Origin of the sequence: Chitinophaga sp. CB10, from assembly GCA_001870995.2 — a bacterium.
Lineage (GTDB): Bacteria > Bacteroidota > Bacteroidia > Chitinophagales > Chitinophagaceae > Chitinophaga.
This window is the reverse complement of sequence record MLAV02000020.1, coordinates 90,775-109,239: the sequence shown is the minus strand read 5'-3', so window position 1 is coordinate 109,239 and position 18,465 is coordinate 90,775. Positions and strand designations below refer to the sequence as shown.

The 18,465-nt window shown below is 54.6% G+C and carries 8 protein-coding genes; all 8 read left to right on the top strand.

The window, feature by feature from the left end; translation table 11 throughout:
• Nucleotides 1–5: 5 nt before the first annotated feature.
• Nucleotides 6–1,451, top strand: a complete 1,446-nt coding sequence (locus tag BOC67_RS22600) for a fasciclin domain-containing protein (protein WP_291913942.1) — start codon at nt 6–8, stop codon at nt 1,449–1,451.
• 2 nt (nt 1,452–1,453) lie between these two features.
• Nucleotides 1,454–4,639: a SusC/RagA family TonB-linked outer membrane protein gene (locus BOC67_RS22595; protein ID WP_291913940.1), complete on the top strand. Its 3,186-nt coding sequence runs from the start codon at nt 1,454–1,456 to the stop codon at nt 4,637–4,639.
• A gap of 27 nt (nt 4,640–4,666) precedes the next feature.
• Nucleotides 4,667–6,424, top strand: a complete 1,758-nt coding sequence (locus tag BOC67_RS22590) for a RagB/SusD family protein (RefSeq protein ID WP_291913938.1) — start codon at nt 4,667–4,669, stop codon at nt 6,422–6,424.
• 100 nt (nt 6,425–6,524) lie between these two features.
• Nucleotides 6,525–9,326 (top strand): glycosyl hydrolase, encoded by a 2,802-nt coding sequence (locus BOC67_RS22585; protein WP_291913935.1) that lies wholly within the window; start codon nt 6,525–6,527, stop codon nt 9,324–9,326.
• Nucleotides 9,323–12,148 (top strand): glycoside hydrolase family 2 TIM barrel-domain containing protein, encoded by a 2,826-nt coding sequence (locus tag BOC67_RS22580; RefSeq protein WP_291913933.1) that lies wholly within the window; start codon nt 9,323–9,325, stop codon nt 12,146–12,148. The genes BOC67_RS22585 and BOC67_RS22580 overlap by 4 nt, the downstream gene beginning before the upstream one ends.
• A complete protein-coding gene (locus BOC67_RS22575; protein WP_291913931.1) occupies nt 12,145–14,247 on the top strand; it encodes a hypothetical protein in 2,103 nt (700 codons plus the stop codon). The genes BOC67_RS22580 and BOC67_RS22575 overlap by 4 nt, the downstream gene beginning before the upstream one ends.
• Before the next feature lie 36 nt (nt 14,248–14,283).
• Entirely contained in the window at nt 14,284–17,475 is a 3,192-nt protein-coding gene (locus tag BOC67_RS22570) for a DUF4450 domain-containing protein (protein WP_291913930.1), read from the top strand.
• 9 nt (nt 17,476–17,484) lie between these two features.
• Nucleotides 17,485–18,411, top strand: a complete 927-nt coding sequence (locus BOC67_RS22565) for a glycoside hydrolase family 43 protein (protein WP_291913928.1) — start codon at nt 17,485–17,487, stop codon at nt 18,409–18,411.
• Nucleotides 18,412–18,465: the final 54 nt, after the last annotated feature.

Genomic DNA, 18,465 nt, shown 5'->3' with positions numbered 1-18,465 from the left:
AAATTATGATGTCATATAAGACGATCGCATATACCTTACTCCCTTTACTATGCTGTGCAGTACTGCTGCAAAGCTGTAAAAAATGGGAAGACAGCATCACGGTCAACGACCCTGCGCTGAAACAAACCCTGATGGAGCGCATCGCTGCGGAGCCTTCCACCAGTAAGTTTGCCGAGCTGGTGAAAAAATCAGGGCTGGACACAGTACTTACTTCTTCCAAAGTGTACACAGTGTTTGCGCCGGATAACGACGCCGTTGCCAAACTGGATGCCGGCGTGGCAAATGATCCCGCAAAGCTGAAACAATTTGTTTCCAACTACATCACCTTGCAGGCCTGGAACAGCAAGGCGGAAGATACCGCTTCCACCTACCTGCAAATGCTGAATGGAAAATATCACCTGCTGCATGCCGCGGTAATGGGTAACGCTGCCATCACCAGCGCCAACAAACCGGCTAAAAACGGCGTGTACCACGTAATCAGCAGCCTGCTGCCCGTGGCGGATAACTGCTGGGAAACCATCGCCGGCAACAGCAGCATCCCGGCGGAACAGAAAGCCTACATGCTGTCCCTTTTCAGGAATGTATTTGATCCTACCAATGCCGTGCAGATAGGGGTGGACCCTAATACCGGCAAGCCTATTTACAAGCCCGGTACGGATTCTATCAATACCAACCTCTTCTGGCAGCGCGTGTACGACCTGCGGGATGAGTCCAAACGCTTTGCCGTATTCATCCTCGAAGATGCGGCCTGGCAGGCGGCCACGCAATCCTACTACCCTTACTTCGTCACCGGCGGTATGGATACCACCGCTTCGCTGGCCAAATGGGAAGTGCTGAAGGACCTGGCGGCGGAAGGCGTCTATACGGCGGATAACATTCCCGATACCGTGCTGTCCAAATTTAAAGTGAAGATACCCGTAGAAGGCGCGCAGATTAAGAAGACGATTGCTGCCAGTAACGGTACCATTTTCATAATGGGCAAAGTGGATATCTCCCCGAAAAATAAATTCAAACAGTGGTATATAGAAGCGGAAAACTACAGCTTCGCCAGCAACAACAAGACCGGCAATACTTACTTCCGCGACAGGCTGACGCCGGCCGGCGTGCCTTTTAAAGATGTGCTGGTATATAACCATGGCATCAGTGGTTTCAATCTTGGCTACCGTATTACCAATGTGCCCAGCATGAAATACAAAGCCTACTGGGTGGCGGTAAACGACTGGATGACGACCAACTTTACCCAGAAGCTGGGGATAGACAGCGCTACCAGTACCGTGCTGCCGTACATTACCGTAACGCCTAATAATTATTCGGAAGTGTACCTCGGCGAGTTTACGGTGGACCGCTATAAAGCCGCCATGAGCATCTTCCTTACAGCGGCCGCGAATACCACCGCCACCACTAATCCGGTGGTATGTGATTATATCAGGATTGAACCTTCATTCAATTAATTATGCAGCAGAAATATAAATACAACGGCATAAAACTATTATGTGGCGCGGCTTTGCTGCTGATCACTGTCACTGCGGCTGCACAGTCGGCCGCGGATAACACCGCCAAAAAACAACAAGCTACCGGTAAGCATAACCAGACGGTTTCCGGCAGGATACTCGATGCCGCCACCGGCAAACCCGCGATAGGCGTGCACGTATCCGTGCAGGATTTTTCTGCCGCGATTACCGATACCGCCGGTAAGTATAAAGTGGAGGTTCCTTCCTACGATGCTACCATCCTCGTGGATGGAGAAGGTTACGCGCCCCGGATGATTGCCCTGAAAGGCAGGAAGAAGGTGGATGTACGATTGATGGATGCCTCTCACAGCGGCTACCAGGAAAGTATGGTCATGCCGGTAAATATTATTCCGCAGCGGGATATCACTTCCGCCGCGCAGCAATACAACGTGGACGGCTGGCAACAAAACGCCGCGTTACCAGATGAACTACTGCAGGGCCGGATCGCTGGTCTCAACGGCATAAGGCGCTCGGGCACTCCCGGCGCTGGCGCTACCCTGTTCCTCCGCGGCATTAACTCTCTCTATGCCACAAATAAACCGCTGGTAGTAGTAGATAACATGATATTTGATACGAACGACTATGGCGAAAGCGTTATTGCCAACTACTATACCAATCCCTTATCACTGATTGATGTAAAGGATATCGACAACATCACCGTACTGAAAGACGCATCGTCTGTCTACGGTACCAAAGGCGCTAACGGCGCCATCATCATCACTACCTCCCGTGCGGCCGATAAAGCGACGCATATCGATTTTGGCGCGTATGGCGGTTTTGTAATGGCGCCTAAAGGGCTGCCGGTGATGGGCGCATCCGACTACCGCAATTACCTGAGCGGTATCCTGCAATCCAAAGGACTGACCCCGGAACAACTGGCGGCGCAGCCTTTTATGAATGATGACCGTTTCGCGCCGGGTTATGCGCGCTATCATAACAGTACCGACTGGCAGGATAAAGTGCTGGACAATGGTTTCGCCAATAACTTCTTCCTGAAGGTGACCGGTGGGGATAACATTGCCACCTACGGCCTCAGTATGGGTTATATGAAAAACCAGGGTATCATTAAGGGTACGGACCTGAGCAGGTATAATACCCGCTTCAACGCTAACTTTAACTTTACCCAGCGGTTTACCGGTTACGCCAACCTCTCTTTTGCATATAACCAGCAACAACTGAAGGATCAGGGCATTGCGGACAGAACTTCCCCACTGTTCCTCGCCCGTATTAAATCCCCTTTCCTGCAGGACCACGAAGTGAATGACGCCGGCGTACAAAGTCCGAACCTGGCGGATGTGGATATCCTGGGCGTAGGCAACCCTACCGCGGTGATTGAGAAAATGATAGGGGCCAATATTTACTACCGCTTCCAGGGTAGCTTCGGGTTTAAATATGAACTGGGCAAGAACTGGAACCTGAATACCAATGTGGGTATCGTGTTGGATAAGGTGAGAGAGAATATGTTCGTGCCGGGCATAGGCATCGTAAAGGATACTTTATCCAACGCCATTGCCGAAAACCGCATGGGCACACAGGTGAAGCGGATGTTCACTTTCTTTAACGATACCTGGGCCGAATACAGCAAGCGCTTCAACGCAGATCATAAAATCTATGTACGCGGCGGCGTGCGCACGCAAACCAACAAGGCCGAACAGGATTATGCCCTGGGCTTTAACTCCGCTACGGACGACCTCACCAGTGTGCAGAACGGCGTGCCTGCCCTGCGCCAGATCGGCGGCGGCATGGGCAGGTGGAACTGGATCAATACCTACCTGAGTTCTGACTACGGCTTCCGCGAAAAACTGTTCCTCTCGCTCAACGTAGCCATGGACGGCTCCAGCCGCTTTGGCAAGCAAGCGAAGGAAGGGCTGACCTTCAACGGCAGCAAGTTCCCCGTAATGCCTTCCATTGGCGGGGCCTGGCTGGTGTCCTCTGAAAATTTCATGGCTAGTTCCGGCATCGATCTGCTGAAACTGCGTGCATCCTACAGCGTTACCGGCAACGATGATATCGGCAACTACACCGCCCGGCAGACGTATGTTACCCAAAACCTCCTTGGCCTGCAGGGGCTGGTGCGCAAAGGCATCGCCAACCCGGAACTGCAATGGGAAACATCCGTGAAGCTGAATGGCGGTATCGATGTGGCCATCTTCAACGAGCGCCTCTCCCTCAGTGTGGACGCCTATAAATCCGAAACCAAAAATATGCTGGTGTATGAAGAAGTACAGGCAGCGGGCGGTTTCGAGCAAATGCTGACCAACGCCGGCCGTATGAAAAACACAGGGGTGGACCTCTCCCTGAATGCCCGCATCGTGGATAAAGCGAATCTGAAATGGGACCTGGGCGTGAATGTGAGCAAGTATAAAAACACAGTGATCTCCGTACCTGGCGGCTCCTTCACGACCGATTATGCAGGCGCCACTATCCTGACTGCCAACGGCCAGCCGGCAAACCTGTTCTATGGTTATAAAACGCAGGGCGTTTATGCGACCAGCGCCGACGCCGCCAAAGAGCAGCTGTACGCCAAACAGACCGATGGTAGCCTGCGCGCGTTCCAGGCCGGGGATATCCACTTTGTAAATATGAACGGGGATAACCTCATCAGCGCGGACGACCGCACCGTCATCGGCGATCCGAACCCGGATTACGTAGGCGGTATCAGCAACCGCGTGAGCTGGAAACGTTTTGAACTGAATGCGCTCATCACCTTCTCCCAGGGCAACGATGTGTTCAACTATACCCGCTACCGGCTGGAGTCTATGTCTGACGCGAGCAACCAGCTGGAAAGCGTGAACAACCGCTGGCAGTATGAAGGGCAGCAAACGAAAATGCCGAGAGCTACCTGGGGCGATCCGGTGGGCAACAGCCGCTTCAGCGACCGCTGGATCGAAGACGGTTCCTACCTCCGCCTGCGCTCCGTATCCCTGCAATACTACTTCCCGGTGAACCGTAAAGTGATTAAAAATGCGGCTATCTACCTGATCGGTAACAACCTCGTTACCCTCACCAAATACCAGGGATACGATCCCGAGTTCAGCAGCAGCAACAGTCCGCTGGCGCAAGGCATCGATACCGGGCTGGACCCGATCAGCCGCAATGTGACACTGGGAATTCGTATAGGCCTCTAGGTTATTAACAATTTTGAAACGATTAGCATGAAAAAGCTCACCATATTATTCTTATCTGCAGCCGCTTTCTGTACCGTCCTTTCTTCCTGCAAGAAAATGCTGGATGTAATGCCGGGGGACGAACTGGACCAGTCGCAGATGTACCGCAACGTATATGATGCGGATGCAGCTGTAATCGGCATCTATGGCAAGTTCCAGGGCCTGGCCGAAAGGTATGTACTGCTGAATGAACTGCGTGCGGATATGCTGAATTATACCGACCATGCAGATGAATATCTGCGCCAGCTCAGTAACCACACCGTAACGGCGGATAACCCTTATGCCAGTCCGCGGCCTTTTTACGAAGTGATCCTGAACTGTAATGACGTGTTGAAAAATTTCGACGTGATGCTGAAAGACAAGAAGATGAAGGAGTCGGAATACGCGGTGCGCTACGCGGACATCACCTGCCTGCGCAGCTTCCTATACCTGCAGCTCGGCATCCACTACGGGGAAATTCCCTATGTGACCGGCGCGCTGGAATCCGTAGAAGAAGTGAAAGACGCGAAAAGATTTCCGAAGCTTAGCTTCGATGCGCTGCTGGATACGCTGATCCGCACCACGGAAGCGCTGACCTATAAAGATGAATATCCTGCAGGCGCTTCGCCGAATATCACGGTAGACGGCTATCCTACGGGCAAGTGGTTCATTAATAAAAAAGTTTTGCTGGGCGACCTGAACCTCTGGAAAGGCAACTACGTACAGGCGGCAACGTGGTACCGCCAGGTGATGGAAACGGCTGCCAACAACTCCAACGACGCTACCATGCTCACGATGTACAAAGTAGGCTGGGACTCCAACGGGGATGTAGACCATTACATCAGTTACAGCCGCGGTGGCGATGCCACTTCGCTGGTATGGAACACCCAATGGCGCATCATGTATGAACAGGCCGCCAATACCAAAGGTTATGAAAGGGAATGGGTATGGGCTATCCCGTTTGATTCCAGGTTCAAGCCGGAGAATCCTTTCGTGAAGCTCTTCAGCCCTATTGGCGGGCAATACCTGGTGAAGCCAAGCCAGGAGGCGTTCGACAACTGGAACAGCCAGCAGCAGCTGCCTAACAGCTCCGCGCCGGCCATGCCAGGCCTGCCTTACGACGCCCGCGGTATCCTGACCTGCCAGAACATCAACGGCCAGCCGGTAGTCATGAAATATTTGTACAACTATCTCAACTGGTCTACCATGTTGCCGGTGGATGTGCTGAAGAGAACCAGCACCTGGTTCCTCTTTAAGCAAACGCACCTGCATATGCGCTTTGCGGAAGCCGCCAACCGCGCCGGTAAGCACTTACTGGCATGGGGGCTGTTCAACAACGGTATCGCCGGCGCTTACCCTGCGCCTACTTCCGATGTAACCAATTATCATAACACTTTATTTGAACCATATCCTTTCAATTTTGATGCAAGGAACAGCGGCAACTCCGGTATTCCTTACTATCGCGCGCCATGGTACCGCAACATCGGTATCCGCAGAAGGGCCAACCTGCAAAACTATGCGGTGGCGGCGGGTGCGGACAGTACCTTGTCGATCGAAAACGGGCTGATCAACGAAACGGCGCTGGAAGACGCCTATGAAGGCACCCGCTGGCCGGATCTGTTACGCATCGCCCTGCGCAGGAATGATCCATCGTTCCTGGCGGATAAAATTTACCGGAAACTGAAGAAGGACAACGTTCCCGGGGCAGAAGCAGCAAGGGCTAAGCTGATGGATAAGTCAGGCTGGTACCTGCCATTCAAATTCTGATTTTTATCGATTCCCACAGCAAACAAGCAGCAGAGTAATTTGCTGCTTTTGCTGCTTTTATCAAGGGGAAATTATGCTCATGTTTTTATATTTTGTTGAGATGAAGAAAAAAGTATTACAGGTGGCTGCGTTACTGGTTTGTAGCTACGCGGCGCAAGCCCAGGTACAATGGCCTGCCATTACGCAAACGGCGAAACCATGGACCCGCTGGTGGTGGGAAGGAAGCGCGGTAGACTCCGCGGGGCTGACCGCAGCGATGGAGCAATATGCAAAAGCAGGATTAGGCGGACTGGAAATCACACCCATCTACGGGGTAAAAGGAACGGAAGCGAAATTCAGACCTTTCCTTACCCCTTCCTGGATGACGATGCTGGAATACACGCTCAGCGAGGCTACGCGGCTGAAGCTGGGAATCGATATGGCTACCGGTACGGGATGGCCCTTCGGCGGCCCCTGGGTGACCAATGAGGATGCCAGCAAATACATCGCTTACAAAAAAATCGAATTAAAGAAAGGAACTACCCTCACGGATAAACTGGAATTCATACAGGAGCCTATCCTGCGCAGCGCCAATCCCAAACCGCTGCCGCCGGATACCAAAGTGCTGGAACCCATTAGCGCCAACAAGAACCTGCAGGAGCTGGCCATCGACCAGGTGAGGTTTAAAAAGCCGCTGCCGCTGGTTTCCGTACTGGCGTACGACAGCAAGGGCAACATGACGGACGTAACCCGCTATGTTACTCCTGACGGCAGCCTGAACTGGAAGGCGCCCGAAGATGTGACCCTCTATGCGCTCTTTATGGGATGGCATGGTAAAATGGTGGAAAGGGCCGCGCCGGGCGGCGAAGGGCTGGCTATCGACCACTTCAGCCTGCCGGCGTTGCAACACTACCTCGCCAGGTTTGACGAAGCGTTTAAAGGCCGGAATACCGCTACGCTGCGCAGTTACTTCAACGATTCCTACGAAGTGGACGACGCGCGCGGACAAGCTAACTGGACGCCGGAGTTTTTCAAGGAGTTCCAGCGCCTGCGGGGCTACGACCTCCGTACCGTAATACCCTTGCTGCTGGCGAAAGACAACAGCGAGGCGCACCTGCGCGTACTGTACGATTACCGCATGACCATCTCCGACCTGCTGCTGGAAAAATTCACGCAGCCCTGGCATAACTGGGCCAAAGCCCAGGGGAAGCTGATCCGCAACCAAAGCCATGGCTCGCCTTCCAATATTTTTGACCTGTACGAAACGGTGGACATCCCGGAAACGGAAGGCACGGAAATTTTACGTTTTAAATTTGCCTCCTCTGCCGCACACGTGAGCGGTAAACCATTTGCGAGCGCGGAAGCAGCTACCTGGTTAGGCGAACATTTCAAATCCACCCTGGGCGATGTAAAGCAAGCCGTGGATAAGTACTTCCTCGGCGGTGTGAACCACATTTTCTACCATGGCACCAACTACTCCCCGCAAAATGAACCATACCCCGGCTGGCTGTTCTACGCCGCCGTACACTTCACGCCGGCTAACTCCTTCTGGAAGGACTTCCCCGCGCTGAACGAATACGTAGCGCGGTGCCAGAGCTTTTTACAGGCCGGCCGCAGCGATAACGACGTGCTGCTGTATTTTCCGTTTCACGACCGCAACATGCAACCCGGCAGGGATATGCTGCACCACTTCGATGGCATGGAAGGCTTCTCCGGTACTTACTTTGAAGCCGTGGCAGAAGAGATGCTGAAGGAAGGCTGGACTTTCGACATGGTGTCTGACAGGCAGCTGCTCGAAAGCAAAGCAGCCGACGGAAAAGTGCAGATGCCGGGCGGTAAATACAAAGCCATCCTGCTGGCGGATGTGAAATACCTGCCGCTGGAAACCTTACAAAAACTAAATGACCTCGCCAAAGCAGGCGTGAAAATACTCTTCTACGAAAACCTGCCGGCAGATGTAACCGGTTATCATAACCTGGAACAAAACCGCGCCGCATTTCATAAGACACTGGCGGAAATCAGCGCCAATCACAACTCTGCGCTGAACAACCACCTGAGCGAATTGATGCGCGCCGCCGGTATCGAAAAAGAAGAAATGAATGGCCTCAGCTTCGAGCGCCGCCGCTGGGAGAAAGGCCGTACCTACTTCATCGCCAACACTACCGGGAAAGAAATTTCCACTTATATCACTCTTTCCGAGCCGTTTGCATCGGTAGTGCAATACAGCCCGATGACGCAGGAAGCCGGCGCAGCGCATACCATGGGCAGAAAAGTCTATATGCACCTGAAAGCAGGGGAGAGCTGCATCCTGCAAACTTCTTCTCAAAAAACTACAGCGCCGGCATATCCGTACATGGTGGCCGCCGGCCAGCCGCAGGAGATTACAGGCGACTGGCAGCTGCAGTTCCTGCAAGGAGGTCCTGAAATTCCGCAGGGCACTTTCACTACCAAAACCGGCTCCTGGACTGATTTACAGGTAGCGCATGCCAGCGAATTCTCCGGCACGGCCGCCTATACGATCCGTATCAAAAAGCCAAAGCAAAAAGCGGATGCCTATGCACTCGACCTGGGTAAGGTAGGCGAGAGCGCGGAAGTATTCCTGAACGGCAAAAGGCTGGCAACCCTGCTGGGACCGGATTACAGCGTAATGATCCCTGCCGGCGCGCTCCGGGAGGATAATGAACTGCGCATCCTCGTCACCAATGGCATGGCCAACCGCATGATTGCGCTGGAAAAGAAAGGTGTGCAATGGAAGAAGTTTTATAACATCAATATGCCGGCCAGGCTTGCTGAAAACCGCGGCGCGGACGGACTGTTCACCACCAAAGGCTGGCAGCCGTTCCCTTCCGGGTTGTTAGGTAAAGTAACGCTGACGCCTCAACGAAAACTGGTAGATTTTAAGACCGATAAATCGCAACAATGATGACACGTAAACTGGCAGTACTGCTGGGAATGCTGCTGAGCGGGCAAGCCTATGCGCAATCCACGTTGATCCAATACCTCTCCGGCAGGGATAACAATACCACGGTGCAATGGGATTTCTATTGCACCGGCGGCCGCAACAGCGGGGAGTGGACGAAGATAGCCGTGCCCTCCTGCTGGGAGCAGCAGGGCTTTGGCAGCTACAACTACGGCAGGGATTATAAAACCTACGGAAAAAATTTCCGCTTTGCGGACGAGCAGGGCTTATATAAACATACCTTCCAGGCGCCCGCTGCCTGGAAAGGCCAAACGGTGAATATCGTTTTTGATGGCGTGATGACAGATGCGGAAGTGAAGATAAACGGCACGCCTGCCGGAGCTATCCACCAGGGCAGCTTTTACCGCTTCCGTTACAACATCTCTTCGTTATTGAAATACGGCGGGGCTAATACGCTGGAAGTAAAAGTGAGCAAGATGTCTGCCGATGCGTCCGTGAATAACGCGGAGCGCCTGGCGGACTACTGGATCTTTGGCGGCATATTCAGGCCCGTATTCCTGGAAGTACTGCCGGCCACTCACATCCGGCAGGTAGCGGTAGACGCTAAAGCCAATGGCAGCCTGCGTTTGAAGGTGGAGCTGACCGGTGTAAAGCCCGGCGATGTGTTGCTGACTACTGTTACAGATAAAACAGGAAAGAAGGTAGGGGAAATAAAAGGCTCCGCATCCGCCGAAACCTTACTGGAAGGGAATATCAGCAACCCTGCCACCTGGAGCGCGGAAACGCCGGCGCTGTATAAATACACCCTGCAGCTGCTGCGTGGCGGCAAAACCCTGCATACCGTATCAGAAAAATTTGGTTTCAGGACGATCGAAATACGCCGCCAGGATGGCATCTACGTGAATGGCGTGAAGGTGAAGATGAAAGGCATCAACCGCCATTGCTTCTGGCCGGAAACCGGCCGTACGCTGAACGACAGCATCCAGTTACAGGATGCCCTGCTGATCAGGGAGATGAACATGAACGCCGTGCGTTGCTCGCATTACCCGCCGGATAAGCGTTTCCTGGAGTACTGCGATAGCCTGGGTATTTACGTGATTGATGAACTGGCAGGCTGGCAAAAGGCTTACAGCACGAAGGCGGGCGAGCCGCTGGTGAAGGAAATGGTAGAGAGGGACGTCAACCATCCGAGCATTATTTTTTGGAGCAACGGTAACGAAGGTGGGCACAACAAGGACCTGGATGACGACTTCGGAAAATACGACCTCTCCAACCGCCCCGTTATACATGCGCATCACCGCCCGGGCAACCAGTTTAACGGCATCGACTGCAACCACTACGAAGATTATTACAGCACAAAAAAGATCCTGGAAGATACCAGCATTTACATGCCAACGGAGTTCCTGCATGCGCAGGACGATGGCGGCGGCGCTGCAGCCCTGAAAGAATTCTGGGACCTGCACTGGAACGCCAAACTGGGCGCGGGCGGCTTCATCTGGGCGATGCTGGATGAAGGCGTGGTACGCAGGGATCAACAGAATATCATTGACGTAAACGGCATTAACGCGCCGGACGGCCTGCTGGGCCCGCACCGCGAAAAGGAAGGCGGGTTCTGGGCTGCGCGGGAAATTTATTCTCCCGTGAAAATAGATATGCAGCAGCTCCCTGCCGATTTTTCAGGGGAGATACCGGTGGAAAACCGCTATCATTTCACGAACCTGAATAAGTGCAGCTACAAATGGGAACTGCGTAATTACCGCAAGCCCTTTGACGCGCAGAGCGGCTACCTGACTATGAAAACAGGTGTGGCTGCTCCGCCGGATGTAGCACCGGTGGCCAAAGGCAGCATACGCCTGGCATTGCCGGCGGATTGGAAAAATTACGACGCCCTGAGCCTCACCGCTACGGATCCTTCCGGGCATGAGTTATACACCTGGGTATGGCATGTGAAGCCCGCCGCTGCGTTGGTGAAGGACCTCACCGGTACTGCCACAGGCGCAGGCGCTATTACGACTACGGATAGCAGCGTCACCCTCACCGGTGGGCAGGTGACGGTTACTTTCGACCGGGGAACCGGTATGATCAAAAGCGTGCGCAATGCCGCAGCGGACCCCCTGTCGTTCAGCGGCGGCCCGGTGTTTACTTCCGGCAAAGCCACTGCGGAAGATATGCAGCTATCGGGCGATACCGTTGTGTTTCACTACAACGGCGATATGAAGGAAGTGAAATGGTATATGGACAATAACGGCTGGCTGCGCATGGAGTACAACTGGGAATTGAAGCGCGACGCGCCTTTTGCGGGCGTGAGCTTCAACTATCCGGAGCAATACATGCTCAGCGCGAAATGGCTGGGCAAAGGCCCTTACCGCGTGTGGAAGAACAGGCTGCAGGGTGTGACGCTCAACGTTTGGGAGAATGCTTATAACAACGCTTCCGCAGGTTCCGCCCCCTGGCAGTTCCCGGAGTTTAAGGGGTATTTTTCCGATGTGGTATGGATGGAGTTTAACACGGTGCAGGGTAAGTTTTATGCCGGCACTTCCGACCCCGGGTTGTATGTGCGCTTGTTCGACTTCTACGGCGTGAAGGATGTGAAACCTAATCCTGGACTGCCTCCCGGCGATATTTCCTTTTTGGAAACCATTCCGCCGGTGGGTACCAAACTGGCCTTCAACATTACGAACGGTACCGCTGCACTTGGCCCGGCCAGTGAGTTGAACCATCCAACGGGCATGCATACACGTACTTTATTTTTCTATTTCGGACTGCCTAAATCAACAGAGAAGGCGCAACAGTTCAACAGACCGAAGGTAAACGAGTTATTATGAGAACCTATATGATCGCGCTTTTGCTGGGTATGGCTTACGCCGCCCAGGCGCAGCGTATCAATCGCCACGAAGTAGTCAGCCGCCACAACGTGGAGGTACGGCAGATAGACAGCTTGTCGTCGCTGTCAGTAGGCAACGGCCGCTTTGCGTTTACCGTGGATGCTACCGGCATGCAGACGTTTCCTGCGCTGTACGCCGGTGGCGTGCCGCTGGGGACGCAGTCGGAATGGGGCTGGCACAGCTTCCCCAATACCAACCAATACAAATTTGAGGAAACCTTAAAAAGCTATCATTTGCAGGGCCAGGACCGGCCGTATTCCGTACAGGTGAAATCTCCCGAGCGCAGTAAGGAGGCGGTGGAATACTTCCGCGTAAATCCTCACCGGCTGCAGCTCGGGAGCGTAGGGCTGGAAATCTTGCTGCAAAACAGGCAGGTGGCTACGGCGGCGGATATCAAAAATATCCGTCAGCAGCTGGACCTCTATACAGGAATTATTACGAGTCGCTTCACGGTGGAAGGCACGCCGGTGGAGGTTATCACCAGTTGCCACCAATCCGGCGATGCCGTTGGGTTCCGAGTGAAATCGCCCCTGGTGGCCGCCGGCAGGCTGAAAGTACTGGTGCGTGTGGCAGCGCCCACCGGCGGATGGAAAGATGTGAATGATAACTTCAAAGGCTATACGAAATTAACTACCGCGTTAAATGGTAGCACGATAGCTTGTACAGCGGACACCAATAAATGGTTTATAAATATAGGGGGAGAAACTAAGGTCGCCCGGGCAGGGGACAACGTTTATGCGGTAACACCCGCGCGGCCTGCTGCCTTTGCATTCGTGGTATCCTTTATGCCCCAGCCCTCATTTAAACGCTTATCAGCAGCAGCCGTGGAAGAGAGCAGTGCCGCCGGTTGGAAAGCGTTCTGGGAAAGCGGCGCCGCGGTTGATTTTGCCGGCAGTACGGACCCCCGTGCGAAGGAAATAGAGCGCAGGGTGGTGTTATCCCAATACCTGACCAGGCTGCAATGCGCCGGTAATTTTCCGCCGCAGGAAACGGGGCTTACCTATAACAGCTGGTACGGCAAACCTCACCTGGAAATGCACTGGTGGCATGCCGTGCATTTTGCGTTGTGGGGCCGGCCGGAGCTGATGGAAAAAAGCCTGGACTGGTACCGTACGGTATCTGCCAAGGCGGAGCAGCTGGCGCAACGGCAGCATTACAGCGGCCTGCGCTGGCAGAAGATGGTGGACCACAGCGGGGATGAATCGCCTTCCTCCGTAGGGGCGTTCCTGTTATGGCAGCAGCCGCACTTTATATACATGACGGAGTTGTTGTACAGGAGCCGCCAGGAGTCCCCTGCGGTGATCAAAAAATATGCGGACCTGGTGTTTAAAACCGCGGAGTTCATGGCTGATTATGCAAGCTACGATTCCGTCAGGCGCCGTTACAACCTGGGACCGGGCCTGATCCCTGCGCAGGAATGTTTTGATCCGTTACAAACTTATAATCCTACCTACGAACTGGCCTATTGGCATTGGGCATTGCAAACCGCGCAACAGTGGCGGGAAAGAGCCGGCTTGCCGCGGGTAGCCAAATGGGATGCCGTTTGCGCCGGGCTGGCTCCCTTGCCGGTGCTGAACGGCGTGTATTTGCCGGCAGAAAGCAACCCGGACGGCTATACGAATAGCCGTTACCTCGGGGATCATCCGGCGGTATTGGGCGCCTATGCCAGCATCCCCGGCAGTCCGGCCTTGGATACCGCTACCATGCTGCGTACTTTGCAGCTGGTATGGGATAAGTGGAGATGGGAAGATACCTGGGGCTGGGATTTCCCCCTCACGGCCATGGCGGCCACGCGCCTCCACCAGCCGGAGCTGGCGGTGCAGGCGTTGTTAAAACCGATCCGGACCAACACCTACCTGGTGAATGGGCACAATTTCCAGGACGAGCGCCTGACTATCTACCTGCCGGGCAACGGCGGACTGCTGAGCGCCGTGGCCATGATGTGCGCCGGCACGGCGGCGGATCCTGCGCTGAAGAGCGGATTCCCGGATAATGGACAATGGAAGGTGAAGTACGAAGGCTTCACGAAGATATTTTAACCAGCGCGAAGCAGTTATTGCACAACGGAAAGCGACATGCGAAAGATAATATTAATAGCGGCGGGCTGCTGCCTGCTGGCGGCCACTGCGGCGGCGCAGCGCGAAATGCGTTACCTGCCGCAGCAGGGCGATTTTGTAATCCATAACGGCACACTGAAGTACAATCGCGCCTTGTATGGCGGCAATTCCGGCTTCCGCGTGGAAGCGGGGGACCAGCCCGTGTTTGCACTGTACCTGCCCGGCATGGGCGGCAACCTGCGGTTTGCCATCAAAAGCGGCGGCAACATCAAATGGCTGCAGGACGCTAAGGACATTACTGCCCGCTACGGGCAGGGCGCTATGCGGTACGAAATCAGGGATCCGCTGTTAGGCAACGGCAGGCTTACGCTTACCGTTATGGCGCTGTACAGGGCGGAAGGGTTGATTGCGCGGTTCAACGCGCAGCAGCTGCCGGGAGGCGTCACGCTGTACTGCGTGTATGGCGGCGCCAGCGGAAAAAAGTTTAGCCGGGATGGGGACATCGGGGCGGACTCGCCCAACCTGTTTGACCTGCATGAAGCCAATTGCGCCGGTAATACCTATGCGCTGACGGGGAAGGAACAGTTCCGGCTGCAACTCCCGAATGGGAAGTACATTTCCGGCGTATTCCCGCGGGGCGCTACCTTAGGGATCGGTGAAGCAACGGGTTTACAGGAGGCGGCGCAGATCCCTGCGGCACTGTCACAACCGGCACACCGCGCCGCTATACTGGTTAGTCAACTTACGCTCGTTAACGGCGTCACTGATTTTTCTCTCCAAACAGGAGAAAACCCCCTGGACTTAGCCGGCCTGTTTGACGACACCAAAGCAGCGGCCGGCAACATGGCCAACCGGATCAGGGTGAATACCCCGGATTCCTGTATCAATAACCTGGGCGGCGCGCTGGCGCTCGCCGCGGACGCGGTATGGGAAAGCCCGACCTTCCTGCATGGCGCTGTTGCCTGGCGCATGCGGCTCAACGCCTGGCGCGGCGCATACCTCGGCGATGTGCTGGGCTGGCACGACCGCGCGCGGGAACATTTTTCCAGCTATGCCAAAAGCCAGGTTACCACCCCGCCCGTGCTGGGAGTGGTGGCGGATACGGCGCTGCATCTGGCCCGGCAGCTGGAAAAGATCGGCACGGCAATGTTCAGTGATGGGTATATATGCAGGAATCCTAACGGAGATATCCGCGCGCACCACTACGATATGAACCTCGTGTTCATTGACCAGCTGCTGCGGCATTTCAACTGGACGGGCGATACAGCCTATGTGAAGGAAATGTGGCCGGTGATCAAACGCCACCTGGCCTGGGAAAAAAGAAATTTCGATGCCGATGGGGACGGCCTCTATGATGCCTATGCCTGCATCTGGGCCAGCGACGCCCTGCAATACAGCGGCGGCGGCGTTACGCATTCCTCTGCTTATAACTACTACTCCAATGCTACCGCGGCCAGGCTGGCGAAGCTGATTGGTGAAGATGCCCGGCCTTACGAAAAAGAGGCGGCGCATATCCTGAACGCCATGCAGCAACAGCTGTGGATGGCGGATAAAGGCTGGTTTGCGGAGTATAAAGATAAAATGGGAAAGCAGCTGCTGCATCCCAACGCTGCGTTGTGGACGGTGTATCATGCGCTGGACTCCAAGGTGGCGGATCCTTTCCAGGCATACTCCTGCCTGCGTTATATTGACGAATACATTCCGCATATCCCCATCGCTAAAGATATGTACCTGCTCAGCACTACTAACTGGCAACCCTATACGTGGTCGCTCAACAACGTAGCGCTGGCGGAAAACCTGCACACGGCCCTCGCTTACTGGCAGGGCGGCAATCCTGAAGAGGCGTACCGCCTCTGGCGCAGCGCGCTGGTGGAGAGTATGTTCATGGGCTCTTCCCCCGGCAACTTTGAACAGCTGGCAAAGGAAGATGCCATCCGCGGGGAACTCTACCGTGATTTTGCGGACCCTGTAGCCATGGCCGCCCGCTCCCTGGTGGAAGGGCTCTTCGGCATACAGCCGGATGCGCTGAATGGTAAGCTCCTGTTGCAGCCCGGGTTTCCTGCGGGGTGGGACCATGCTTCCATTCAAACGCCGGATATAACGTTTACGTACAAACGAAATAAACATACCGCCACTTACCGGGTGCAGCCTGCTTTCAGGAAGCGCCTGCAGGTGAGCATGCAGCTGCCGGTCAGCGCTACAGACGGTATCGTGGTGAAGGTAAATGGCAAGCCGGCGGCTTATAAACCCCTGCAGGATGCAATGGGCGGCCCGGCGATTACGATCGCTTTGCCGATAGCTGCAGCGTATGAAGTAGTGGTGACTACCCCGCCCAATGGCTTGACAGACAAGCTTCCGGTAATCGAAAAGAAAGAGATGGAACTGGTGAGCTTTGCGAAATATGAACAAAATGGCTTCTCCTGGTGGGTAGCCAATCACAAGCCCCGCAAGGCGGTGGCGGTGAGCAATGCCGGCGAATTCGGTACGCAATACGAGGCGGTGCCGCTGGCAAAATATTTTAACAGCAAGGTGACGGACATCTTTCAGCAGCAATATTTAAGTCCGCGCCCGGCCGTGCCCACCTTGCAATTACCTGTACAAGGTATTGGCAACTGGTGTTATCCGCTGGCTACAGCCGTGATTGACGACAGTGGCCTGAGAGCCGCTGCCGGCGCGGCCAGTGAAGTGCGTAATACTGCCGGCGTACCGTTTCAAACGCCGGGTGATTCGTCGGCCAAAAATATCGTATATACGTCCCTGTGGGATAATTACCCGGACAGCGTTACTATTCCGCTTTCCGGTAAGGCCAAAGGCGCATGGCTGCTGATGGCCGGCTCTACCAACGCCATGCAGAGCCGGATGACCAACGGTTTTGTAAAAGTGGTCTATACGGACGGCAGCAGCGATACGCTGCTGCTGCGTAATCCGCAAAACTGGTGGCCGATTGAGCAGGACCTCCTCAACGACGGCAAAGCCTTCACCACCGATGCCCCTGTGCCGGAAAGGCTTTACCTGAAGCAGGGCAGGTTTGCCCATGGGTTGGAACGCTATGCCTCTATCAAAGGTTTTTCCACCAGGGCGGTAGACGGCGGTGCGGCCACTGTGCTGCCAATGCCGTTGCGGCCGGATAAAACGCTGGCGGCACTGAGCATACACACAGCGGCCAACGATGTGGTAATAGGACTGATGTCCCTCACATTATGCAGGTAAAATTTTTTTATGAAGAGATGGTTGTTATTCCTGTTAGTATGGACAGGTATGGGCGCGATGGCGCAGGTGAAAACGCCGCCGGTGTACCTCTTCTGTTATTTCAAAAATAACGGGAAGGATGGATTGCATTTGGCGTATAGCCGTGATGGTTATAAATGGACTGCGCTCAACGGGGACAGCTCCCTGCTGAAGCCAACTGCCGGCACGGATAAGCTCATGCGGGATCCCTGCATCATCCAGGGGCCGGACCAGTTATTCCACCTGGTATGGACGGTGAGCTGGAAGGAGCGGACGATCGGGTACGCTTCCTCTCCTGACCTGGTGCATTGGAGCGAACAGCAGACCATTCCCGTGATGGCGCATGAACCTGCCGCACTGAATTGCTGGGCGCCGGAAATCACCTACGACCCGGCTTCGCGGCAGTACATGATCTATTGGGCTACCACTATACCGGGCCGCTTCCAGGCCGGCGATTCCACCGGGGATGACGGATATAACCACCGCCTGTACTACACGCTCACGCGGGATTTTAAAACGTACAGTCCTGCTAAACTGCTGTATGATCCGGGATTTAACTGCATAGACGCCACCATCCAGCGGGATGGGAAGCGATGGGTGATGTTCTTCAAAGACGAAACCCGTAATCCGCCTAAGAAGCACCTGCGCGTTGCGTACAGCAAAAAGCTCACCGGCGGCTATGTGATGAGCGGCGGGCCTGTTACAGGCAACTATTGGGCGGAAGGGCCTACGGCCTTGCGCGGCGGTGAGGATTGGCTGGTGTATTTTGACAAGTACCGGGATCATAAATACGGCGTGGTGCGCGTGCATGGCAACACCGTGACGGACGAATCAGAAAAATTGCAGCTCCCTGCCGGAATTCGCCATGGGTCCGTATTCCAGGTCAGCGCCGCGATATTTGACCGCCTGCCCCGGTAGTAATACAGGTAGGCACAGGATAGTTTGACAGAATGGAACTTGTATTTTGATCAC